Consider the following 24414-nt stretch of genomic DNA (forward strand, 5'->3'; position numbering starts at 1 on the left):
TTCACGCTGCTTTTTCTTTCTTTGGGCATTTGATTTAGTTTACTTTTATATGGTTTTGCTACTATATTTAGTTGTTTTCATTGATTTTCAATCTATATCATAAAATAGTAGCTGAATGTAGAATTCACTGTACTTATAAGAATGACATTTTAAGTAATCCTTTCTACTATAGTTCAACTCACTATTAGTCAATTGCAAAACCCATTAAACGAAAGTCTGTTATAAAACACTCTCTATCTTCGCCTTCTAATTGATTCATTAGATGTCTTAAGTTAAATGGGATACTCTGTGTGATATCAGATTTCAATAATTTCGATACATAAGAATCCTGAAATAAATTTTCGGCTAGAACGAAAATACAAAAATTAATAAGTAATCTTTGTGCTTTCGAATAATTAGATTCAAAATCATATATTAGATAATCAAGAGAGCTTCTTAAAATTTGGTCATTATTCGCATTTTGAATCAAATGTATGTATAAACTATCCAAAATCTCTAATCTAGTTTCTTCATAACTTAAAGGCATTTGATTTATACTCATATATCACTGTTTTGACTTTTAAGTAATTTCAATCTTAAACTACTAATCCGATCCCCCACTTTTGACCCGAATGGTTTGTCCTGCGGGGCGTTTTTTGATCCAGTTAATGAATTTTTGCATCTCGCTATGCTCGGCAAGCCGCTCAACCGTATGGTAGTAGCTGGATAATTCTTGGTTGCTAAACACTTCATGCACCTGCGCATGACAAGCAGGACACAGCATGGCGATGTCGTTTTTCATTTCATCACGGCTAAATTCGCGTTTGGTACGGGCTTTGTCGTGGCGGGATTTGGGAATCAGATGATGTTGGGTTAATTCAACCTCATCACGTCCACACAATTCACACGGTGGCGATGGCGCTTTTTCAGCCAAAATCGCCTCCCAGAATGCTTCATCTTCGTTATTTTTTGCTTTACCTTTTGGCATTAGTTTGTCACGCTTTGCTATCAGTTGTATCTATCATACAATAGCATTGTTGCCTTGCCAATGGCGTGTTGTCCCATATCTTTTTTCATGTTAAAAACGAGTCTGCCATGTTATCCAAGCTATCTAAGCTAAGCCAAACCTTTCAATCTCAAGCCAAAGACTACCTTAATCCGTTTCATAACCCGAAGTTGTTAAAGCAGTTTTTTAACTTTTATCCGCCATATTTTGGGGCGGGTATCCGTGTTGAAAGCCTTGATTTCGCCAACCATCATATTCGCGTGCGTTTACCCTTAAACAAACTCAATCAAAACATCGTCGGCACCCAGTTTGGGGGCAGTTTGTATTCGATGACCGACCCATTTTTGATGATTTTGTTGATGCAAGCGTTGGGCAATGCGTACGTGGTATGGGATAAGTCGGCGAGCATTGATTTTGTTAAAGCGGGCAAAAGCGATGTGTTTGCCGATTTTCACCTTGATGACACCGAAATCGATACCATAAAAGCCTTAGCAAAGGATGGTAAAGCGGTGTTCCGCAATTATGACGTACAGGTGGTTGACGACCAAAATGAGGTGGTTGCCACTGTCACTAAGACCCTGTACATCCGGTTACGAGCCTACAGTAAATCAAAAACCCAAACGGTGAGAATTTAGCTGAAGGGCGTTAGTCTTTGACTGCCCTGGTGATGGTATAGGTTTTGCCTTGTTTGATTTTATCTGAGTTACCAAACACTTCGGTAAATGAGCGCTTCATAAAATCACGTAAGCCATTGATGGTCACCACATAAAAGCGTGCCCCAGTCTCCATCGCATTGTAGGCATCGAGTAAATACAGATAATGCTGTTCTTTACTGGCTTTGGCAGGTAAGTTACTCATCACTAGGCTAAATTTTTTATCTTTTTCAACATCACGAAAGCCATTGGATAGCTGAACTTGGGCATTATTTAAATGATTTTTTTGGCAGTTAAGTTTGGCATATTCCACCGCCACGAAGTCTTTGTCGATGAGCAAATGCTGTCCGTTTGGACATTCACGGGCGGCAGTCATACCCAGTACGCCATAGCCACAGCCTAGGTCGATTGAGTGGTCATCGTCTTTGAACTCGATATAGTCAAGCAGCATAAGGCTACCCTCGTCGAGTTTTTCGGGCGAGAAAATTCCCCAAGTGCTGGTAAAGTGAAACGGCTTGCCAAGCACATCTTGGCTGAACTGGATGTCTTCTCGCCAGTAGGCAGATTTTTTGAGTAAGTCGGCGGGGATTTTATGGGTCATTTCATTTCCTAAAATTAACACTAATTACATTTTTTCCAGTAGCGTTTATACCAAATGGATTTGCCTGTATCGTTTTGGTCATCTCGGTATAGCTCAATCAACTCACCCTTTTTTAGCATAAATTCAACTTTACGGTTGAGTACAATATCTTTATCGATTAAGTTACCGTCGTCATCGGTTAGAAATCCACTCTGTACAAATTTTGCTGTTCCTAAAAAATAGTTAGGTTTCACTTGGCTAAATTTAAAATTACTGACTGTTTCGCTTGCTTCCCAGTAATTCATTTGCATGGTATTTTTATTGATTGATAACGTTAAAACGTGGTCAAAGTCATTTAATTGACAATAGGCTTTAACTTCATTGGACTTGATGTGGCTTTGCCAAGTGCCGACCCACTTTCCTTGAAAGGCTTTTGGAATATTTTCAGCCGTCGCAACACCACTAAGCAATAATAAGGCAACGAACAAAAATTTTTTCATACCCGTTTCCTTTAAAATCAAATCACCTTACTAAAACGATTGCCTTCTTTACTCGCCAAATAAGTATCAAACACCATCGCCACATTACGTCCCAAAAGTCGCCCTTTTGGTAGCACCCGAATCCCTTTAGCATCCATATCAACGAGTTTATCCGCTTGCATCTCGCCCAGTTGGCGGATTTCATCAATAAAATAGGTCATCGGGTCAATGCTAAAGCGCGCATTCACATCTTTAAAATCAATATAATCATGGCATAGCAGATTCATAATCACATAACGGCGCAGCAAGTCAGGCAAGCGCGCAGAAATCACCTTCACTGCAGGCAATTTTCCTGCATTGATGAGATTTTGGTAATCATTCAAATCCGTTGGATTTTGCAAAATATGCAGACCGATTTGGCTAATCGACGACACCCCAAATCCCAGTAAATCACAATTGCCATGCGTGGTATAGCCTTGAAAATTGCGGTGCAATTTGCCCTCACGTTGGGCAATCGCCAGCTCATCATCAGGCTTGGCAAAGTGGTCAATGCCGATATATTGATAGCCTGCTTCAGTCAGCGCATGGATGGTATTACCGAGCATGGTCAGTTTGTCGGCAGGGCTTGGCAAATCCGCTTCATTAATCTGACGCTGACCTTTAAATCGCTCTGGCAAATGGGCATAGTTAAAAACAGACAGACGGTCTGGCGAGATAGCGATGATGCGCTCAACCGTATTGCGCATGCTAGCCACCGTTTGGTGCGGTAACCCATAAATCAAGTCAATATTAATAGAATGAAACCCAAGGCGGCGAGCTTCCGTCATCACCCCTTGAATCATTTCTTCTGACTGCACGCGATTGACGGCAATTTGTACTTTTTCTTGCAAATCCTGCACACCAAAACTCACCCGATTAAACCCAAGTCCACGCAATATCTCAAGCGTGGTCGGGCGCAATTCTCGCGGGTCAATTTCAATCGAATAATCAGCGGTAGGTTTATCGCTAAAAGTAAATTGGGTTTGCAAAAAGTTCCACAATTTGACCAGCTCATCATCGGTCAAAAAGGTCGGTGTGCCGCCGCCAAAATGTACTTGTTCGACGATAGAGTCCCCTTGCATCAAGCTACGCTTATGCCGAATTTCGGCAAAAAGATACGCTAAATAGTCGCCTGAATCACTGTTTTTCTTGGTGATGATTTTATTGCAGCCGCAGTAATAGCACAGGTGGCGACAAAACGGGATGTGAAAATACAAAGACACTGGCACCCGTGGGTCTTTTTCTGCCAAAACGCGGGCTTCCATACCGTCAGCAATGGGGGCAAATTCTAGCGCGGTTGGGTACGAGGTATAACGAGGACCTGAGCGGTTGTATTTATTGATGATAGCTTCATTAAACAAATGGGTTTGGGTCGTGTAGCTACGATTGGCATTGGCATACGGATTTTCGATGATTTCGACAGGACGATCAAAGGTGGGCAGTTCGCTGTCAGATAAAGGGCGAGTTTGGTCTGTCATAATAGTCTCGTATAGCGTGTAGCGTAAAATTCTCGGAATATTGGTTGTGATTATAACATAGTCATCATAGATAGCCGATGATGAGAAAATAGATGAATTATGCTATGATTTAGCCGTTTTTTATCAAAAATTGTCTAGTTGCTGCCATAAAAAAACTGCCTGTCTTGTGTCAAGGTAGCCGCCAAGTGGTTGGAAAAGGATTTTAAAAATGTCGTTTGCTCAAGTATATACGCGCTCGGTGGTAGGTTTAAACGCGCCAAGCGTGATGGTTGAAGTACATTTATCGCAAGGATTGCCTGCAGTCACCATGGTCGGCTTACCTGAAGCAGCGGTACGCGAGAGTAAAGATAGGGTGCGCTCTGCCATTATCAACTCGGGTTTTCAATTTCCCAATCGCAGATTAACTATCAACCTTGCGCCCGCGGATTTACCCAAAGATGGCGCACGGCTTGATTTGCCCATTGCTATAGGTATCTTGGCAGCCAGCGGGCAAATTGATGAAACCGTGCTTGCGCAGTACGAGTTTATTGGCGAATTGGCGCTCAATGGCGATTTGCGAGGCATTGCTGGGGCGTTGGCCGTATCACGTGCACTCAAGGCAGACCAGCGCACCTTGATTGTCCCCAAAGACAATGCTGATGAAGCGGTCAAAGTCGAGGGCGTGAGGGTGTTGCAAGCCGATACCCTCAAAGCCGTGTGCCAACACTTGATGAATGAGCAACAACTCAGCCAAGCCGAGCATAAGGCATCTTACCAATCAGCCAATTATCAGCTGGATTTAGCCGATGTCAAAGGACAACACCAAGCCAGACGTGCGCTAGAGATTGCGGCAGCAGGCGGACATTCGCTACTATTTTGTGGCTCACCTGGGACAGGCAAAACCTTGATGGCATCTCGCCTACCCACCATTTTGCCACCGCTCAACGACCATGAAGCACTCGAAGTTGCCAGTATCTATTCGATTGCCAACAGTGATTATGACTACGGCACACGCCCTTTTCGCCAAGTCCATCATACTACCTCAGCGGTGGCGCTAGTGGGAGGTGGCTCATCGCCCAAACCCGGTGAAATCACGCTCGCCAATCGGGGGGTGTTATTTTTGGATGAGATTCCAGAGTTTGATCGCAAGGTGCTTGAGGTACTCAGACAGCCTATCGAGAACAAAGAAATTGTCATTAGCCGTGCCAACTCTCAAGTGCGCTTTCCCGCCAATTTTCAGCTGGTAGCAGCGATGAATCCCTGCCCCTGTGGCTACTATGGGGATAAATCAGGTCGCTGCCAGTGCCGACCTGAGCAAATCAAACGCTATCAAGAAAAGCTATCAGGACCTTTGCTTGACCGTATTGATTTGCATATTACCGTGCCTGCCCTGCCTGCCAGTGATTTGCAGTCAGCACAGAGGGGTGAGTCTTCTGCGGTAGTGCGTGAGCGGGTGATACAAGCCTATCAGCGTCAGCAAGCCAGACAGGGCAAAGCCAATAATGAACTCTCCCCCAGTGAACTTGACCAATTTGCGCCGCTTGGCGATGCAGAAAGTCGTATTTTGGCAATGGCACAAAGTCGGCTGAATCTGTCCGCTCGCGGCTATCATCGCGTCCTTCGCGTCGCCCGCACGATTGCGGACTTGGCAGGTAGTGACAATATTCAGACACCGCATTTAACCGAGGCATTAAGTTACCGTAGTCAATTAACGAATGCCTAATTTTCGTGCTAACTCATCATACAGTCAGGCTATAAAAACGGATGCTCGCGAAAAAACGTGGGCGGTAGGTTATCGTATTGGGTATCGTTGACGTATTTGGCTTCAAACTGTTTTTTTAGCGCTTTGTAGTCCGCATTGGCGCGGCATTCATCCCATTTTTGCTTAAAAATTTGCGCGGATTGGGCTTTGATTTGGGCGGATTCAAGCTGTTGTGATTGCTGCGGCAATTGCTCACGCCCATGCGCGCCACTTTGTCCTTTTTTAGCGTCAGGGACAGCACCGTCGTATTTTTTGCCCCCTTTGTGATTGGCATAACGACGCGAGCGCGTATAACCCATTTGGATAAATTTACGCGCCATATCAGCACCGACAAAATCCCCTTGGGCAAGATAGTCCAAAAACATCGCATAGATGGTATCGCTGCTTTCTCGCGCAAGTTCCGGCGTAGCAAATCGCCAATGCGGTAAAATCTCGGATTTATATGGCTCTACCAATAATACCCCTTGCTCACCGCGCCCCACCCGATACAACCCTGGATGCTCGCGAAAATTCAGCGTGTCAAAGTTAAGATGATAATTAAACTCGTGCATGACTCAAAAACTCAGTCAGCGTGGCAAAGTCATCAAAGGTTTGGGTCGGATGATAATCACGAATATCCTGCCCATAGTTATAGCCATACGATAACCCAAGCGTATCCATGCCCGCGTTTTGCCCTGCCAAAATATCGTTTTTGGAGTCACCAATCATATAGCTTTGAGCGATGCTAAAGCCCAGTTTTTCACAGACATGCAGTAGCGGCATCGGGTCGGGTTTTTTGGCAGGCAAGCTATCACCTCCCAAAATATAGGCAAAAAGGGCTTGCCAACCCAATTTTTCGACAATCGCAGGAACAAAATCAATGGGTTTATTGGTGGCAATAGCGAGGGTATAGCCTTGCTCTTTAAGCTGACGCAACCCTTCGCTCACCCCTGCATAGGGCTGGGTTCTGACGCAGGTGTTTTGATGGTAGTAGTCAAAGAACAGAGCAAGCGCCTGATTGGTATCGTCTTCACTGAGATGGGGGTCAATGGTTTGTGAGCCTGATAAGGCACGTTGCACCAGTACTTTGCCGCCATTGCCCACCCAGTTGCGGATGACATCTTCGCTAAAGTTGGCTTTGCCAAGCGTGGTTAGCATCGCATTGACGGCGTCCGCCAAATCTGGCACGCTATCAATCAAGGTACCGTCCAAGTCAAAAATAAGTAACGATTTTTGGGTGATATTTTCCCCAGTGGATGTGGGGATTGTGGTGTTAAGTGATTCGCTAGACATGGTGTTTCCTATCGTTTTTGTCACCAAAGTTGATAGGCTACAGTGTAGCAGAATCACTTAAAAATACCATGCAACCGTCCATTAAAATAACCTAACACGGATAGCCCACTGCCTCTAGCAGCAGTTGTTACTAGCAAACGTTAGTTTTCGCCATTGCTCGGTTGATAATCTAGTGAGGCATCATTGATTTCATGGCTAGCCGAGGGATTCAGCGCGCTGTCCTTTTTGGCGCCCAGTTTTTGATAACGCACATCTTCACCAGTAATACAAAAAATCAATTGCTCAGCGATATTACGCGCATGCGCACCAATACGTTCTATCGAACGCAGCACCCATAAAATATCAATGACTTTTGCTACATAGCGACCATCTTCCATGATGTAGGTCATCATCGCACGTGACGCGGATTTGTACATCGCATCAATTTCATTATCCTGCTCAATGACTTGGTAAGCGCCTGTTGCATCAAACTTGGCAAAAGCTTCTAGCGCATTTTTTAGCATCATCTGCACAAAATTACCCATTTGATGCGCTTCATGATACCCAATCGGTGATTGGCCTTCACGGGTGGCACGGCGCGCCATCTTGGCGATTTTTTTGGCTTCATCACCAATACGCTCAATGTCGGCGCCGCATTTACTCACTGCCATGATTAGGCGTAAGTCGGTAGCAGCAGGTTGGCGACGTGCCAATACTTTGACCACCAAATCATCAAGCTGCTGCTCAGTAAAGTTGATTTCTTTGTCACCATCAATGACATCTTCGGCAAGCGCCACATCACTTTTTACCAAAGATTCAATTGCTTTGGTGAGATTGGCTTCTGCCATGCCACCCATTTTTAAAAATAAATTGACCAAATTTTGTAAATCCTGGTCATAACTTTTTGATAAATGCTCACCAATTAAATTCATATTTCCCTTCCTAACTCATGGAGTTTGACTCATGGACTGTGCAAGATTATTATTAAAAAAGCCGTTAAACAAAAGCTAACTATAACTAAAAATTACGACAAAATGATGAAAAATAGCGCGCCTATTCGCTGATATTGCATCATATAAACCGAACAAAAAACCTAACAAAGATTTCAATTTCATCAAACTTTAACATAACCGTAACAGATTTGACATTTTGTTACATTAACATGGCAACAATTTTTCAGCGTTGGGTGATTTAAAACGCGACATATTGGTTGGTGACTCCCAAGCTAATTTCCCATCTTCCCTGACAATCATCTTATTTGTCCATCAAGGAATTATTATGAAACTATCACATTTAATCGTCAGTGTGGCATTCGCTGCCGTAGGCGTACAAGCCAATGCTGTCAACATCACAGGGGCTGGTGCAACCTTCCCACAGCCTGTTTACTCAAAATGGGCAAGCGATTATCAAAAAGCAACAGGCAACCAAGTAAACTATCAAGGTATCGGTTCTTCAGGCGGTATCAAACAAATCCAAGCAAAAACGGTTGATTTTGGTGCCACTGATGCGCCCATGAGCCCAGCAGAGCTAAATGCCAGCGGCTTAATCCAATTCCCCGCAGTCATTGGCGGTATCGTACCTGTGGTCAACATCGCTGGCGTCAAACCAGGTCAATTAAAACTATCGGGCGCCGTCCTTGCTGACATCTATATGGGCAAAATCACTACTTGGAACGATGCACGTATCCAAGCATTAAACCCAGGCGTTGCCCTACCTGCTGCTAAGATTACCACCGTTAACCGCTCAGATGGTTCAGGTACCACTTTCGTATTTACTAACTACCTAAGCCAAGTATCAAGCGATTGGAAATCAAAAGTAGGCGCGGACAAAACCGTTAAATGGCCCAATGCTTCAGCAAGCGTGGGTGGTAAGGGTAACGAAGGCGTATCAAGCAACGTACAACGTGTTGCAAATTCCATCGGTTATGTTGAATACGCTTACGCAAAACAAAACCGTTTAGCTTATACCCAACTTCAAAACCGCGCCGGTAAATTTGTACTACCAGACGATTCCACGTTTGCAGCAGCATCAAACATTAACTGGGCACAATACCCTGGTTTTGCAGTGACTATCACTAACATGCCAGCAGCAAACGCATGGCCAATCTCTGCAGCGACGTTCATCCTCGTACCTCGTACGGGCGGTGCAAAAGCCAAAGAAGCGCTTAAATTCTTTGACTGGGCATTTACTAATGGCAATGCACAAGCAACTGCACTCGACTACGTTCCGCTACCTGCCGGTACTAAAGCTGCGGTTCGTAAAGAATGGACGAAAGTTAAATAGTCATTTGTGTCACCCTACTAGATTAACTAGCCCTGCCGATTGGCGGGGTTTTTTAGCTTAAAATTTTGCCAAAAAAAGCATTACATCAGCTGATTATCTAGCACTTTGACTGTGTCATCGGTCAGATTGCCCGCAGCTTTTTGTAGGTCAATGTAGGCATTTAGATAATCAAAATATGCATTAATCAAATCGCGTTTGGCAGCGTGATATTGGCGTTCTGCCAGTAGTGTATCTACCATCGAGCGCACCCCCAAATCATAGCCTGTTTTTGACGCTTGGGCGACGCGGCGATTGGCATCCACCGCAGTTTGCTGGGCTTTAATCGTGGCACGCTGTGCGACCAAATTTAGATACGCTTGGCTAGTCTGAGTCATGGCAGCTTGGTACACATAGGCGAGGCGACTTTTTGCCGCTTGCGCTTGTAGATTGCCTTGCTCAACGCCTGCGCGTGTCCGCCCACCGGTATAAAAAGGGAAATCCACTTCTACCCCAAAGCTATAATTGGTGCCATCAATAGCGCTTTGGTTATTATGGGTATAATCTTGCCACCCTACATTGCCTACCAAATCGACACGGGGATAGATATTGGCTTTGAGATAATCGACTTGTTTGTTGGCAATTGCCACTTGGGTTTGTGCTAACTGAATATCGAGATTATTATTTTGTGACTGCTGCATCCAGTTTTCGATACTTTGACTTGCTACGAGATTTAAATCAGGCGGTAACTTGATAGCGTCTAGCTGATTGATTGGTTGACCGGTGAGCAGTGATAACTGCTGTTTGGCATTCACGATTGCCACGTCATTGTTGGCAATAGAGGCGCTGACGCTTTCAAGCCTTGCACGGCTCTCTTCGGTATCTACCCGCGCCGCTACCCCTTGCGCGAGTCTCGCTTGCATCATGTCATTTTGTGCTTTGAGTGCGGTGAACTCGGCATTGAGGCTATCTGTCATCGCTTCAGCGCGCAATACATTGAGATAGGCTTTGCTGATTTGCTCGATGAGTTGTTGGTGCTGCTGTAATAGCTGGATGTCATTGGCTTGACTGGCGAGCACGGCTTTTTCGTAATTTGCCCATTTATCAGCACGAAACAAGGCTTGGCGCAGTCCGATACCGACTTGGCTTGCAGTATTGCCCGTGTCAGGGATGTTATCGTCTTTGGGATAAAACTGGTTATGTTTGACGCTGCCTTGTAGTCCCACTTGCGGCAGCATATCGCCAAACGCTAGCTGCACATTTTTTTGCGTTGCCAAATAGTCATATTGCTGCCCTGACCAATTACCATTGGTGCGCTGGGCGGCACTATACAACTCCCACAAATCTTTTGCCATCGCGGCTGGGCTGAGGGACATCGACCCTATCAATGACACTGCCATCGCCCCTAACCGCCATCGGGCGCCAGTCGCTTTACGATTCCACAAACAGATGCATTTCATATCAATAATTACAACATTTTCAACAACCAAGGAGCCTCTATCATACCGATAGTTGTCAAAAAAATCAGTAATTTAGTGCAGTAAATCATCGGTACAAAATGGCTAAAAATCTATTAGGTAAACCTGTGAGTTTTTGTTAATATGGATGTATTGACTCGGGGTGCAGTTGGGTGACATACCAACGGCTGAGACATACCCGTCGAACCTGACACGGTTAATACCGTCGTAGGGAAGTCGTCTATTAGGTTAGTTAGACCAATATTTTTCTAGAATCAGCCTTTTACTAGAATCAGTTTTTCCTAGAATCAGTCTTTTACGAGAAACAGTCACACTCACCTATCTTCGCCCGAGTCCAGCAAACCATAACTTCATAACATAACATGGACTCGCTATGAACCAACTTACCAACGTTACTCACAAGACCCCTGCCCACCGTGATCCTACCGATGACCGCTTTGAAGAAGAAGCGCGTGATTTGACCCGCGCCTTACCGGCATCTCGCAAAGTCTATATCCAAGGCTCATGCCCTGACATTCAAGTACCGATGCGGGAAATCACCTTGACCGATACCCCGGTGGGCGGTTTCGGCAAGGCAGAAGGCGAAAAAAACCCACCGTTTTATGTGTATGACACCTCAGGGGTGTATACCGACCCCAATGTCGAGATTGATTTGACTAAAGGCTTACCAAAACTGCGTCAAGCTTGGATAGAAGCGCGCGGCGACACCGAGCAGCTTGCCAAACTCTCAAGCCAATACGGCAACGAGCGTGCCAATGACATCGCCACGGCTAACCTGCGCTTTGGGCATATCGACAAGCCAAGACGGGCAATCAATGGTAAAAACGTCACCCAAATGCACTACGCCAAACAAGGCATCATCACCCCAGAGATGGAATACATCGCCATCCGTGAAACCCAAAAACAGCATGACCTGACAGATTTGCGTCAGCACCCTGGTAACAACTTTGGTGCCAATACCCCCACACTCATCACCCCAGAATTTGTGCGTGCCGAAGTCGCTGCGGGACGGGCGATTATTCCCAATAACATCAACCATCCTGAATCTGAACCGATGATTATTGGGCGCAATTTCTTGGTGAAAATCAATGCCAATATCGGTAACTCAGCACTGGGCTCTAGCATTGATGAAGAAGTTGCCAAAATGACCTGGGCTACCCGTTGGGGCGCGGACACCATCATGGACTTATCAACCGGTAAACATATCCATGAAACCCGTGAATGGATTATCCGTAACTCCCCCGTGCCCATCGGTACCGTACCGATTTATCAAGCCCTAGAAAAAGTGGATGGCGTTGCCGAGGATTTGACATGGGACATCTTTAAAGACACCTTGATTGAACAAGCCGAGCAAGGCGTCGATTATTTTACCATTCACGCAGGCGTACTGCTGCGCTACGTACCTGTGACCGCCAATCGTTTGACAGGTATCGTCAGCCGCGGCGGCTCGATTATGGCGCAGTGGTGTCTTGCCCATCATAAAGAGAATTTTCTTTATACCCACTTTGAAGAAATTTGCGAGATTATGAAAGCCTACGACGTGGCGTTCAGTCTGGGTGATGGTTTGCGCCCCGGTTGCCTACAAGACGCCAACGATGATGCGCAGTTTGGTGAGCTCAAAACCTTGGGCGAGCTGACCCAAGTGGCATGGCAACATGATGTACAAGTTATGATTGAAGGTCCAGGGCACGTGGCGATGAACCGTATCAAAGAAAACATGGACTTACAGCTTGAAGTCTGTAAAGAAGCGCCTTTTTATACACTTGGACCTTTGACGACGGATATCGCCCCAGGCTACGACCATATCACATCCGCCATTGGTGCGGCGATGATTGGTTGGTATGGTACTGCCATGCTGTGCTATGTCACGCCAAAAGAACATTTAGGTCTGCCGAATAAAAAGGATGTCAAAGACGGTATCATCACTTACAAAATCGCCGCACACGCGGCAGACTTGGCAAAAGGACACCCAGGTGCCCAAGCGCGGGATAACGCCTTGTCAAAAGCGCGTTTTGAGTTTCGCTGGGATGACCAGTTTAATCTCAGCCTAGACCCAGACACGGCACGTGAATTCCATGATGAAACCTTGCCAAAAGAAGCGCATAAATCGGCGCATTTTTGCTCGATGTGTGGTCCAAAATTTTGCTCGATGAAAATCACCCAAAACGTGCGGGATTATGCAGCAGGGCTTGAGTTTAATAAACCACAGCTTGGGCAAGATATCACCCCTGATACAGGTGAGTTATCGGATGCAAGCCATGCTATCAAGCAGGTGGATACTGAGTTGGTCGGGCAAGTCGGTGAAGCGTCTGCCGATGAAGTCCGCCTGGGTATGGAGCAGATGAAGCAAAAATTTATTGAGGAAGGTAAGCAGTTATATCAAGAAGTTTAAATTTTTTGGTAAAAAATAGGGTAGTTAATCTACCTTATTTTTTTAATACCGCTTAATTTTTTCAAAAAAATCATTGTCCAGCACAAGCTTTGGCTTAGAATCTACTTGCTTTAACCCTACTTCATGCTCCATCATCAGCTCAATTAGTGCCATTTGGTCAATCAGGATTAAACTATGCGACTCAAGGTTTTCAAAATAATCGAGCGCGGGTTTGGTAAAGCTAGTTGTGGTAATAAAAATACCATGATGGCTCTCTTTCTGCGGTGGATAGCCGCCCACAAAGTTTCTTAATTCGCGATTTGAAATATTATTACCTTGGGAGTAAAGTTTTGCTTGAATATAGTACGTATGCCGTTCTTCATTAGAAAATATTTGAGTAATCATACCGTCAATACCGCCGTCATTGGCTTTTCCTGTATGGTGCGAACTTAAGTTACTTTCTGGACTTTCATTCTCTAGTGAACGCTCTACCAATTTCACGCAAAACCATTCAAATTGTAATGGTGTTAAATTATCAAGTTGGGTCAATATCATATCTGGGGTAACTTTTACATTGCCATCGCTGACCATGGCATCTTGATAGTTATTCATAAATAATGACGTGCGGCGCGTTGTCTCAGTGATAAAATAGTTAATCAATGGGTCACCACGTTTGCCATACGCCACTTGATTAACTTTTTTAAGATCTTGAAAAGACTTTTCATCAAAGCGTTTTAAGTTTGCGATATAATCATTATTTGGGATACCTTTCATAAGATATTGTGAAAAATTTTCATTGGCTAACCAAAAAAATATCTTGCCAAGTGGATCTATCCTAACAAGATTTTTTATGGTTACTTTTTCATCAAAGGTAATTAAGCTTGCGAACTCTTTACCAATATTTGGCTGCAAACTAAAACAGTTCTCTTTGATAACACCCATGGCAGATAAGCACATTAATATCAGATTAGTCAGTGGCTCGTAACAAGGTGTCCCTTCCTCATACTCATTTTGAATGTCAAATTGGCTTAAGTAGCTAATACTTTTTTGATCGTCACTTAATTGGGAAACCTTATCAAACTCACGAAAAAATAAGTTTTGACTAATACTGCTACGCCCACTAAGATTCTTTAGCGTTTGAATCCCTGAATTTAGTAAATCACCAAATGGGGGTAATTTGGTGATGTTTGCTGTTTCGCCCATTATTGTTTCCTTCAATACAATTAGCCTTATCTAGTAAGCATCGAACCCATATGCGTTAATTTAATCTTTTAACCCAAGCACATTTTGCATATCAAACTGTCCTGTTTGCTGCTCATTGACCCACACCGCAGCACGCACCGCGCCTGCGGCAAAGGTCATACGCTCACGCGCCTTATGGGTGATTTCCACCATCTCGCCATCGGCGATAAACATCACTGTATGGTCACCGACAATCTCACCCCCACGAATAGCATGGATACCAATCTCGCCTGCTTTGCGCGCGCCAGTTTGACCTTCGCGGCCATAGATAGCCACGTCTTTTAGGTTTTGACCGCGTCCTTTGGCAACCGCTTCAGCCATCATATAAGCAGTGCCCGATGGCGCATCAATTTTGTGTTTATGGTGCGCTTCGATGACTTCGACATCGGCGCTGTCACCAAATGCTTTGGCAGCCATTTCAAGCAGCTTAAGGGTTAAATTCACCCCAGTCGAGTAGTTGCCTGCATACACGATGGCGATTTTTTCACTTGCTTGTTTTAAGATGGCGTTTTGCTCATCATTTAGGCCTGTTGTCCCAATGACCATATTGACGCCTTTGTCAGCACAAAGTTGTAGGTTTTTGGCAGTCGACTCAGGCAAGCTAAAATCTATAAGCACATCAATATCATCAATCACTGCTGCCAAGTCATCGACCAAAGCGACATTAGTTTTGTCGAGATTAACTAGCTCGCCCGCATCTACGCCCAACAAGCTTGAGCCTTGACGCTCTATCGCCCCTGCAAGGGTAGTTTGTGGATTTTGTGCCACTGCTTGAATCAGCATACGTCCCATGCGCCCACCTGCGCCTATGACCCCGATTTTTACCATTTGCTTATCCTTTATCTAGCCCAATTACCTAGTGTAACTTTCTGATTTGATTTTCTAGCCTGATTTTCTTGCATAACTTTTTAAGTTCAAATCATAACAGCTTGTCTCACTGAATCCTAGCTTAACTCAATACTGGCTTATGCCAAAAAAAACCCTTGCAATCGTTACAAGGGTTCGATGTTTCACGTGAAACTTCTATAAAACAATAACACTTAGTCAAACAAGTCTTTCACATCTTCTTTGAGTTTATCAAAGAAGGATTTTTTCTGGGGCGATTGTTGATGATCACCCATAGATGATTGTAGCTGACGAAGTAGCTCTTTTTGTTCGTTGTTAAGGTTGGTCGGTGTCTCAACCACCACACGGCATAACAAGTCACCTTTCATCGTCGTGCGCACGGGGGTAACGCCTTTGCCTTTGATACGGAATACTTTGTGGCTTTGGGTGCCTTCAGGAATGCGTAAATTGATACGTCCTTCAAGCGTTGGTACTTCCACCTCACGACCTAATGCTGCATCTGCAAAGCTGATTGGTACATCCATATATAAGTCAGCGCCTTCACGGGTAAAAATAGGGTGCTGTGCCACACGGATTTCAACATACAAGTCGCCGCTTTCACCGCCTGTAATCGCTTCACCTTCGCCCGTTAAACGTACCCGATCGCCATTGTCGATACCGGCAGGAATGGTGACTTCAAGGGTGCGTGATTTTTCTTTAACTCCCGAGCCATGACAGTCATTGCAAGGATTTTTGATTTGTTTACCTGAGCCGCCACAGTAGGGGCAAGTCTGTTGCACAGCAAAAAAGCCTTGCTGCATACGTACCACACCCGCACCACCACAAGTTGCGCAGGTCACGATATCGCTGCTGTCTTTGGCGCCCTTACCATCACAAGTTTCACAAGGGGCAGGTGCGGTAAAGGTAATTTCTTTTTTTGTCCCTTGCACCGCTTCTTCAAGCGTCAAATCGAGCATATAGCGTAAATCTGAGCCGCGTCTGCTACGCCCACCCCCTGTGCGACTCCCAAAAATGTCGCCAAAAATGTCTTGGAAGCCGCCCGCACTGCCACCACGACCGCCGCCCATGCCGCCAAAAATATCGCCAAAAATGTCTTGGAAATTTCCACCGCCAAAGCCGCCACCGCCCATGCCATTCTCAAACGCGGCATGCCCCATACGGTCATACGCTGAACGTTTGCTGTCATCACTTAGCACTTCGTATGCCATCGAGGCTTCTTTGAATTTTTCTTCGGCGGCAGGGTCATCAGGATTACGGTCTGGATGATATTTCATCGCAAGTTTGCGGTAGGCTATTTTGATTTCTTGTTCATTAGCGGTTTTATCTACCCCTAATACTTCATAAAAATCGCGTTTTGACATAGTAACTCCTTTGGCAGCATAGTGTTGACAGTACGGAAGAGTGGGTTCGACCAGTAGCAACGTTTAACAGCTGCCAAACCTTTGAAAGACTAAAATTTAAAAATATGCAATATAGTGGCGATTTTTGTTAAATAATCAAGCAAATAATCGGCTATCAGCGCAAAAATATTTTCCTTTTTTTGCAAGAAAAATACGCAACAGCCTAGCCCATTGTTTTAAACTAATTAGCAAACTCTAACCCTGATAGTCATTTATGAAAAAAGTATTATCTTTGCTAATCATCCTTGCACTGATTGTCATCGCATGGGTATTTGCATCCCCTTATTGGGCAGTGTACCAACTGAAAAAAGCCTATGATGCACAACAAGCAGACACCATCAGTGCAGCGATTGAATTTACGCAACTGCAGCAAAGTATCAAATCACAGCTAACCCCTGTATTGGTGGAAAAAGCCAATCATGTGGCAAAATCCCCTATTTTGCAGATGCTCAATATCGCGCTAAACCCTGATGACTTAGTGAATAAAATGGTTAATCAAGCCGTGGATAATACCGTCACGCCAGAGGGCGTACAGTATGCGATGACAGGACAAGCGACCAGCGAGCTGCTCAAAACAAATGTCAAACTGCTGGGGGGCTTGGTGGCAGTAGCGATGGATAAGATTGATATCAAAGACTTGATTTTGGCGCGTAATTCAGCTGAGCTTAATCAAAAAATCAAACAACAACTGCAATCGCCTAATCCCAATGCCACCACTGCAACGTCACAAACCCGACCGACCACACACTATTGTGGTTTTAACTGTTTTGAAGTCACCGGACAGCTGCGTGGCTATCCCTTAACGCTCCGCTTGCAGCGCCAAGGGCTTATTCATTGGAAAATCGTGGGTGTGACGCTGCCGCTAAATGCTTAAAACTGGTCAATTTCTTCAGCGGTCAAAAATCGGCTTTCGCCTTTTTCTAATCCTGCTAAGGTAATGTTACCGATGCTGGCACGGTGTAGCTCAATGACTTTATTGCCAAAGTAGCCCATCATGCGTTTGACTTGGTGGTATTTGCCTTCCGTGAGTACCAGCTTGGCATGGGTAGCATCAGAAAAACTTAACTCAGCGGGTTTGGTTTTATCATACTCGTCCTCAAGCATGATGCCTTTTGCCAATTCTTTGATAGCAAATGCCTGTTGTGCTTCAGTCATTGGCTCGGCAAGGGTCAACTCATACACTTTTGCTACATGATGTTTGGGGCTGGTGACGCGGTGCAAAAAGCCACCATCATCACTAAGTAGCAGCGCACCGGTGGTGTCGACATCGAGTCGCCCCGCAATCCGCAAACTACCTAGCTGGGGTACATCAATCAAGTCTGTGACAATCGGCCACTCTTTTGGCTTTAGGGTGCACTCAAAGCCTTCTGGCTTATATAACAGTAAGTAGCGATTGCCCATCGCGACTGATAACGGCTCACCCGCCCATTCGATATCGTCACCCACTTCATCGATATGTAGGCTTGAATCTTTCACCACCTCGCCATTGACAGTGACTTCACCTGCGTGCAAGATTTTTTTGCAGTCTTTACGCGATAGCTCGGTGGCTTTGCTTAAAAATTTGTCTAAACGCATTTTTTTGTTATCCTAGTGCTTGTTTTGTTTATTGTAACATAGATTAACCATGACCTATTACACGCTTAGCGACCCATGTGCTGCCACACTTGAGATTAAAAAAAGCCAATTTTTGGGCTTTGGCTTTGCCATTGATAGCCGCGAGCAATTAATGTTTCACGTGGAACAATTACGCAATCAGTATCCCGATGCGCGCCATGTCTGCTATGGCTATATTATTGGCGACCCACACAACACCACGTCGGCAGGTTTTGATGATGATGGTGAGCCCAGTGGTACGGCAGGCAGGCCGATTTTAAACGTGTTACAACACAAGGGAATTGGTAACTGTGTGGTGATTGTGGTGCGTTACTTTGGCGGTATCAAACTTGGTGCAGGTGGGCTGACACGTGCCTATAGTAGCACCGCACAAGCCGTGGTTGATAACATGAATTTGCACGCGTTTGTGCCGTTAAGCGTGATAATGATTGAAATCGATTTTGCCAATGAGTCCTTTGTCAGACATACATTAGACGGCTTTAATGCCACGATTTTGAAGGTTGATTATGGTAAAAATGTCGTTTTGACAGTGGAACTTGCGCAAAAGTCGGTTCAAGCACTCAGCGAAAAAATTGGTTTTTATGGGACTGTGAAAGCCAGCGAATAACCAAAAGCCAATAACCAAAGTAGCAGCGTAAAAGTAATAGCCTAGCCAAATTGTTCTCAAAAAAACAAATTGTCCTCAAAAAAACCTACAAAACACCCCAAACCAACCTCACAAGTCGCCATGAAAAAACTGTCAAAAAGCCGTAAAATAGTCAAAAATCATAACAATCACTAGGCATATTATGAATATTCACCAACTACCCCTAACGCCATTTCGCACCCCGTTTTTCTTAGCCAACCCCCACGTTCAAACCATTTTACCCAAGTTTATCAAACTGCCAAAACCTAACTATCAGCGTCGGCTTCACCCCGACCGTACCGGCACTACCCAAGTGGCTTATGACTTTGTCTTTGCCAATACCGACAATCAGCCAAACCTTGATAAGCCATTGGCGGTGATGTTTCATGGGCTTGAAGGCAGTAGCGACAGCCATTATGCCATTGCCTTTGCTCACCAAGCGCATCAATTGGGGTATGATGCGGTTATCGTCCATTTCCGCGGCTGCGGCGGGGTGGATAATACCTCAGAATTGGACTATAACGCGGGTGATACTGCCGAAGCGGTGCATATGTTTGACCTGCTAAAAACTCAGTACGGTTATAGCCGAATTGTAGCCAGTGGCGTGTCGCTCGGTGCCAATATGCTGGCGCGTTATATGGGCGAGCAAGGCGATGCAGCTGCCTGTGAAGCAGCGGTGGTGATTTCTGCGCCCGTCGATTTGACGACTTCGGCAAAAGCTATGCATCGTTTTGTCGCCAAACGGGTGTATACGCCTTATTTGCTCAATCCTTTATTGCAAAAAGCCTTAAAAAAGGTGGACGAGCCAGCATTAGTTAACGCCTTAAAAAATATCAAGATGATTGATGAGTTTGATGAGTTATATACCGCGCCGCGCCATGGTTTTGGCACAGGGGCAAATTATTATATCCAAGCGTCTGCCCTACCTGTACTCAAAAACATCACTAAACCCACGCTGATTATCACTGCCAAAGACGACCCATTTTTGGGCATTCTTGCCACCCAAGCCGATGTGTCACCTTGTGTGCGCTTACTGTATAGCCAGCATGGGGGACATGTGGGCTTTGTGCAATTACAAAACAAAAAACTCAATGTGAATTGGCTGCCTAGCACCAGCTTTAAATTTTTTCAGGCTTGTACTGACTGATTGCTATTGCTTCAATAAAAAACGCCATCACAATGACGGAGTTTTTATTTATTAAAGTTAATGAGGGGTTTTTTAATATTACTTCTAACATTATAAAATGCCGTAATTCACCATGGCTTTAGCAATCTTATTAAAACCTGCTAGATTGGCGCCTTTTTTATAATCAATGCTCCCATCCGCTTGTTTACCATGGTTAAAACAATCGTCATGGATATTTTTCATGATGGTTTTTAATTGCTCATCAAGCACCGCAAAGGTTGCGTATTGACGTACCGAGTTTTGTGACATCTCAAGACCTGATACCGCAACCCCACCGGCATTCGAGGCTTTTCCCGGCGCATAGATGACGCCATTACTTTGGAAAATGGCGATGGCATCGGCATCACTGGGCATGTTGGCACCTTCTGCCACGTATTTAACACCATGATCGACCAGATTTTGCGCATCGTGCCCGTTGATTTCGTTTTGGGTGGCGCAAGGTAAGGCAATATCGGCTTTGATATGCCATGGACGGCTACCGTTGATCCATTCTGCGTCATCACTGGTGCCGACGAAGTCTTTTAAACGTTTGCCTTGCGCTTTATAAGTTTTGAGCGCTTCAATTTGCTCTAAGCTAAAGCCATGCTTAAGATATAAGGTGCCTTTTGAGTCTGATAATGTCACTACCTGTGCGCCAAGCTCAATACATTTTTGTGCTGCATGAAGCGATACATTGCCCGCACCTGAGACTAGGACAGTCTTAGCCATCAAGCCGTCATGATGGGTTTCTAGCATGTTTTGTAAAAAATACACAAGACCAAACCCCGTTGCCTCGGTACGAATCAAGCTACCACCTTGTCCCACCGTCTTACCGGTTAATACCCCCGTAAACTCACGATTAAGCGTCTTATACATGGCGAACATATAATTGATTTCGCGGCCACCGACACCGATATCACCCGCCGGTACGTCTATATCTGCACCAATATAGGGCGCTAATTCGCGCATAAAGGCATAGCAAAATCGTCGAATTTCGGCGTCTGATTTACCTTTTGGGTCAAAGTCTGAACCGCCTTTACCCCCACCCATGGGCAGACCGGTCAATGCGTTTTTAAAGATTTGTTCAAACCCTAAAAATTTTAGTACCGAAAGATTCACAATGGGATGAAAACGGATACCGCCTTTGTAAGGACCTAATGCATTGTTAAATTGCACACGCCAACCGCGGTTGACTTGAACATTGCCTTGGTCATCTTCCCAGTTGATACGAAATTGAATAACACGGTCAGGGTTTGTTAAGCGGTCAAATAGATTAAGGTGTTGATAAACAGTGGATTGGTCATAAACCGCTGCGATATCTTCCCAGAATTCTTCGACCGCTTGGATAAACTCTGGCTCATTGCTATGATACTGCTTTAAAATGCTTAATAACTCACTGCTTTTCATACCACTCCTCAATGCTTTAACTTCATAAAAATAGTGCAAAAACACTATTTTGGTGAATTTAGCGTAACTTAGCACTGTCATAGTAATTTGTAAAACTATTTTTCTGTACCTCTTTGGCACGGTTTTGGCACGGTGGGTTGCCAAAAACTAGACATGGGTGTTTGTGAGTAAGTTAACCTCCAACTGGATTTAATAGCTGACAAAGCCTGATTTGTCCTTTAAAATTGTTAATTTTTAGCAAGATTTAGCGGCTTTGGTTAGCCGCTAATGCGTATTTGACCTAAGGCAAACTTATGCACATTCATATTCTTGGTATTTGTGGTACCTTCATGGGTTCGTTGGCGCTGCTTGCGCGTGACCTTGGACATACCGTGACAGGCTCAGACGCCAATGTCTATCCACCAATGTCCACCCAGCTTGAAAATGCGGGTGTTGAGATTATGCAAGGGTACGCCGCTAGTCATTTACAACCTGCACCTGATTTGGTGATTGTCGGCAATGCCATGAAGCGCGGCATCGAAGCGGTTGAATATATGCTCAATGAGCGTATTCCTTATACCTCAGGCCCGCAGTTTTTGGCAGAGCAGGTATTGCAATACCGTCATGTATTAGCCGTCGCAGGCACGCATGGCAAAACCACCACTACCACGATGCTGGCGTGGATTTTACACTATGCAGGCATTGATGCCGGCTTTTTGATTGGTGGCGTGCCACTTGTTGATACCCAAGATGAACGCCTACAACAAGCGTTTGCCCACAGTAGTTATTTGGGTAGTGATAAAACTGCAGATCATGAAGGTTACTTTGTAATCGAAGCGGATGAGTATGACAGTGCTTTTTTTGATAAACGCTCTAAGTTTGTCCACTATCGCCCAACCACCGCAATTTTAAACAACCTTGAATACGACCACGCCGATATCTTCCCCAACCTTGCCGCCATCCAAACCCAGTTTCATCACATGGTACGCATGATACCGTCAAATGGCAAAATCATCATGCCAGCAAATACCGAAAGCTTAGAAGAAACCCTTAAAAAAGGCTGTTGGACACCGATTTGGCGGACAGCGATTGCTAGCACTAACAACCCCCAAGCGGATTGGCAAGCCAAGCTAGTGAAACAAGACGGCAGCCAATACGAAGTCATGTTTGATGGTCACAAAGGACAAGTCAATTGGCAGATGAGCGGGTTACATAGCGTCAATAATGGTTTAGTGGCAATTGCGGCAGCCTACAATGTTGGCGTATCAGTTGCACAAGCCTGTGAAGCATTATCCAATTTTGCTGGTATCAAACGCCGTATGGAGCTGGTCGGCACAATCGATAACAACGGCAAACAGATAGAAGTTTATGATGACTTTGCCCACCACCCAACCGCCATTGAAACCACGCTTGATGGTGCCAAAAAACGTTTTGCGGATAACCCAAACCGTAAAATCTGGGCGGTGATTGAACCGCGTTCAAACACCATGAAACTCGGTACCCACCAAGGTTTGCTCGCGCCGTCAGCGAGTATCGCCGACCAAGTCATTTGGTATCAACCTGCCAATCTAGATTGGTCAGTTGCCGATGCGATTGGCAATGCTGCCAACCAACAAGTGATGACATCGACCGATGCGATTATTGAGCATATTGCAGCGCACATTGGCGATGACGATGCGGTGATTGTGATGTCAAATGGCGGCTTTGAAGGTATTCATGGTCGACTAGTGAAGGCACTGCAGCAAGCCTAACTGTTTTAACCTTGTAAATTTGCTAGCAAAAGTCGTGATTTTTTAGCATACTCATGATTACTTGTACAAATATTAGGTTACACAATGCTTACCCGAGTCATTTTTAATCAAAAAGGCGGTGTTGGTAAATCCAGCATTGCTGTCAATCTTGCCGCGATGAGCGCCCATCAAGGTTTGCGTACCTTACTCATCGACCTTGATCCACAGTGCAACGCTACCCAATATATCATCGGCGATGCGGCCACAGACATTCATCCCGCGCATATCACAGAACCCAATATTGAAAATTTCTTTTCGCAAACCCTGCAAGCGACGTCTAGCCCCATGCCGATGATGTTTGCATTTCCGTTTGGCGGTATGACAGGTAGTCGCAATCAAGAGTTGGAGCACTGCATTCACACTACCCGATTTGATAATTTATCAGTGATTCCAGCCAGCCCCATGCTTGCCGATATTTTGCAGCCCCTTGAAAGCAAACATAAAATTTATAAATTAAAAGACGGCTTAAACCTTTTAACGCAGCAGTTTGATCGGGTGTACATTGATACGCCACCGGCGTTTAACTTTTTTACTTTATCGGCATTGATCGCGGCTGATCGTGTCATCGTTCCGTTTGATTGTGATATTTTCTCCAAACGCGCGCTGCAAACCTTGGTGCAAAATATCTTAGAGACGCGCCAGGACCATAATAGTGACTTGTTAATTGAAGGTATCATCGTCAATCAGTTTGACCCACGCGCCAATTTACCCAAAGAAGTGGTACAAACGTTGGTTAATGAAGGCTATCCTGTGTATGACACCAAACTTAGCCCTTCAATTATCATGAAACAATCTCATCATCAAAGTTTGCCGCTGATTTATTTGGACCCCAAACATAAACTCACCCAGCAATACGCTGCACTTTATCAAGAAATCGAATCCAGATAACGGAACTTACATTTAATCGTCTCTACTGACATAGCATTACATTAAATAAAAAATTCTCTTAATACTTCAAAGAGAACTTACATAATTAACAAACCAACATTTTAACTACTGATAGCTTATGTATAAAATAACAGTCATCAGAGA

The 24414-nt window shown here is 44.8% G+C and carries 23 protein-coding genes and 1 riboswitch; of the genes, 9 read left to right on the top strand and 14 right to left on the bottom strand.

Going from position 1 to position 24414, the window contains the following annotated elements:
* Positions 1-184 precede the first annotated feature (184 nt).
* Positions 185-541, bottom strand: coding sequence for a hypothetical protein (locus LAJ61_RS05235; protein WP_135887769.1), 357 nt, complete (start codon positions 539-541; stop codon positions 185-187).
* Positions 542-583: 42 nt separating this feature from the next.
* Entirely contained in the window at positions 584-967 is a 384-nt protein-coding gene (locus tag LAJ61_RS05240; protein ID WP_224054724.1) for an HNH endonuclease, read from the bottom strand.
* Between the two features lie 107 nt (positions 968-1074).
* Between LAJ61_RS05240 and LAJ61_RS05245 the strand changes: the two genes are divergently transcribed.
* Positions 1075-1620: a DUF4442 domain-containing protein gene (locus LAJ61_RS05245; protein ID WP_224054725.1), complete on the top strand. Its 546-nt coding sequence runs from the start codon at positions 1075-1077 to the stop codon at positions 1618-1620.
* Between the two features lie 10 nt (positions 1621-1630).
* Here LAJ61_RS05245 and LAJ61_RS05250 read toward each other — a convergent pair whose 3' ends face one another.
* From LAJ61_RS05250 to hemN, 3 genes are read right to left on the bottom strand one after another with little or no spacing between them, the layout of a single operon-like run.
* A complete protein-coding gene (locus LAJ61_RS05250) occupies positions 1631-2239 on the bottom strand; it encodes a class I SAM-dependent methyltransferase (protein ID WP_224054726.1) in 609 nt (202 codons plus the stop codon).
* A 20-nt stretch (positions 2240-2259) separates the two neighbouring features.
* On the bottom strand, positions 2260-2718 hold the full coding sequence (locus LAJ61_RS05255; RefSeq protein WP_224054727.1) for a hypothetical protein: 459 nt from the start codon (positions 2716-2718) through the stop codon (positions 2260-2262).
* A gap of 17 nt (positions 2719-2735) precedes the next feature.
* Positions 2736-4214, bottom strand: coding sequence for an oxygen-independent coproporphyrinogen III oxidase (gene hemN / locus LAJ61_RS05260; protein ID WP_224054728.1), 1479 nt, complete (start codon positions 4212-4214; stop codon positions 2736-2738).
* 208 nt (positions 4215-4422) lie between these two features.
* Between hemN and LAJ61_RS05265 the strand changes: the two genes are divergently transcribed.
* Complete coding sequence (locus LAJ61_RS05265) at positions 4423-5916, top strand: YifB family Mg chelatase-like AAA ATPase (protein ID WP_224054729.1); 1494 nt, start codon at positions 4423-4425, stop codon at positions 5914-5916.
* 29 nt (positions 5917-5945) lie between these two features.
* Here the strand turns inward: LAJ61_RS05265 and LAJ61_RS05270 are convergent, their stop codons facing one another.
* From LAJ61_RS05270 to phoU, 3 genes are all read right to left on the bottom strand, one after another.
* Positions 5946-6506, bottom strand: a complete 561-nt coding sequence (locus tag LAJ61_RS05270; protein ID WP_051500238.1) for a DUF4385 domain-containing protein — start codon at positions 6504-6506, stop codon at positions 5946-5948.
* Positions 6493-7227, bottom strand: a complete 735-nt coding sequence (locus LAJ61_RS05275) for a phosphoglycolate phosphatase (RefSeq protein ID WP_224054730.1) — start codon at positions 7225-7227, stop codon at positions 6493-6495. Before LAJ61_RS05275 ends, LAJ61_RS05270 begins: the two co-directional genes overlap by 14 nt.
* A gap of 140 nt (positions 7228-7367) precedes the next feature.
* Positions 7368-8138: a phosphate signaling complex protein PhoU gene (gene phoU / locus LAJ61_RS05280; protein ID WP_224054731.1), complete on the bottom strand. Its 771-nt coding sequence runs from the start codon at positions 8136-8138 to the stop codon at positions 7368-7370.
* Positions 8139-8484: 346 nt separating this feature from the next.
* Here phoU and pstS point away from each other — a divergent pair, with 346 nt between their 5' ends.
* Entirely contained in the window at positions 8485-9489 is a 1005-nt protein-coding gene (gene pstS, locus LAJ61_RS05285; protein ID WP_224054732.1) for a phosphate ABC transporter substrate-binding protein PstS, read from the top strand.
* An 80-nt stretch (positions 9490-9569) separates the two neighbouring features.
* Here the strand turns inward: pstS and LAJ61_RS05290 are convergent, their stop codons facing one another.
* Positions 9570-10925 carry a TolC family protein gene (locus LAJ61_RS05290; protein WP_224054733.1) on the bottom strand — a complete coding sequence of 452 codons (1356 nt, stop codon included), beginning with the start codon at positions 10923-10925 and terminating at the stop codon, positions 9570-9572.
* Positions 10926-11071: 146 nt separating this feature from the next.
* Positions 11072-11174, top strand: a riboswitch (TPP riboswitch).
* Positions 11175-11316: 142 nt separating this feature from the next.
* Between LAJ61_RS05290 and thiC the strand changes: the two genes are divergently transcribed.
* Entirely contained in the window at positions 11317-13335 is a 2019-nt protein-coding gene (thiC, locus tag LAJ61_RS05295; protein ID WP_224054734.1) for a phosphomethylpyrimidine synthase ThiC, read from the top strand.
* Positions 13336-13377: 42 nt separating this feature from the next.
* Here thiC and LAJ61_RS05300 read toward each other — a convergent pair whose 3' ends face one another.
* The 3 genes from LAJ61_RS05300 to dnaJ all read right to left on the bottom strand — a co-directional run bounded on the left by LAJ61_RS05300 (position 13378) and on the right by dnaJ (position 16763).
* Entirely contained in the window at positions 13378-14517 is a 1140-nt protein-coding gene (locus LAJ61_RS05300) for a restriction endonuclease (RefSeq protein WP_224054735.1), read from the bottom strand.
* 60 nt (positions 14518-14577) lie between these two features.
* Positions 14578-15384, bottom strand: a complete 807-nt coding sequence (gene dapB, locus LAJ61_RS05305; protein WP_224054736.1) for a 4-hydroxy-tetrahydrodipicolinate reductase — start codon at positions 15382-15384, stop codon at positions 14578-14580.
* Positions 15385-15596: 212 nt separating this feature from the next.
* Positions 15597-16763 carry a molecular chaperone DnaJ gene (gene dnaJ / locus LAJ61_RS05310; protein ID WP_224054737.1) on the bottom strand — a complete coding sequence of 389 codons (1167 nt, stop codon included), beginning with the start codon at positions 16761-16763 and terminating at the stop codon, positions 15597-15599.
* A gap of 253 nt (positions 16764-17016) precedes the next feature.
* Here dnaJ and LAJ61_RS05315 point away from each other — a divergent pair, with 253 nt between their 5' ends.
* The gene (locus LAJ61_RS05315; protein ID WP_224054738.1) at positions 17017-17676 is read left to right on the top strand and encodes a DUF2939 domain-containing protein; all 660 of its coding nucleotides are present in this window, start codon (positions 17017-17019) and stop codon (positions 17674-17676) included.
* On the opposite strand, the gene LAJ61_RS05320 is transcribed toward LAJ61_RS05315, so the two are convergent.
* Positions 17673-18377: a pseudouridine synthase gene (locus LAJ61_RS05320; protein ID WP_065264064.1), complete on the bottom strand. Its 705-nt coding sequence runs from the start codon at positions 18375-18377 to the stop codon at positions 17673-17675. The genes LAJ61_RS05315 and LAJ61_RS05320 overlap by 4 nt on opposite strands.
* 49 nt (positions 18378-18426) lie before the next feature.
* Here LAJ61_RS05320 and LAJ61_RS05325 point away from each other — a divergent pair, with 49 nt between their 5' ends.
* Together LAJ61_RS05325 and LAJ61_RS05330 are read left to right on the top strand one after the other, a co-directional pair.
* Entirely contained in the window at positions 18427-19023 is a 597-nt protein-coding gene (locus LAJ61_RS05325; RefSeq protein ID WP_224054739.1) for a YigZ family protein, read from the top strand.
* Between the two features lie 181 nt (positions 19024-19204).
* Positions 19205-20188, top strand: a complete 984-nt coding sequence (locus LAJ61_RS05330; protein WP_224054740.1) for a YheT family hydrolase — start codon at positions 19205-19207, stop codon at positions 20186-20188.
* A gap of 90 nt (positions 20189-20278) precedes the next feature.
* Here LAJ61_RS05330 and gdhA read toward each other — a convergent pair whose 3' ends face one another.
* Positions 20279-21613, bottom strand: a complete 1335-nt coding sequence (gdhA, locus tag LAJ61_RS05335; RefSeq protein ID WP_224054741.1) for an NADP-specific glutamate dehydrogenase — start codon at positions 21611-21613, stop codon at positions 20279-20281.
* A 293-nt stretch (positions 21614-21906) separates the two neighbouring features.
* Between gdhA and mpl the strand changes: the two genes are divergently transcribed.
* Both mpl and LAJ61_RS05345 read left to right on the top strand, forming a co-directional pair.
* Positions 21907-23343 carry a UDP-N-acetylmuramate:L-alanyl-gamma-D-glutamyl-meso-diaminopimelate ligase gene (gene mpl, locus LAJ61_RS05340; RefSeq protein ID WP_224054742.1) on the top strand — a complete coding sequence of 479 codons (1437 nt, stop codon included), beginning with the start codon at positions 21907-21909 and terminating at the stop codon, positions 23341-23343.
* An 84-nt stretch (positions 23344-23427) separates the two neighbouring features.
* Positions 23428-24270, top strand: coding sequence for a ParA family protein (locus LAJ61_RS05345; RefSeq protein ID WP_224054743.1), 843 nt, complete (start codon positions 23428-23430; stop codon positions 24268-24270).
* Positions 24271-24414 lie beyond the last annotated feature (144 nt).

The sequence above is a fragment of the Faucicola osloensis genome (genome assembly GCF_020041925.1).
Lineage (GTDB): Bacteria > Pseudomonadota > Gammaproteobacteria > Pseudomonadales > Moraxellaceae > Faucicola > Faucicola osloensis_D.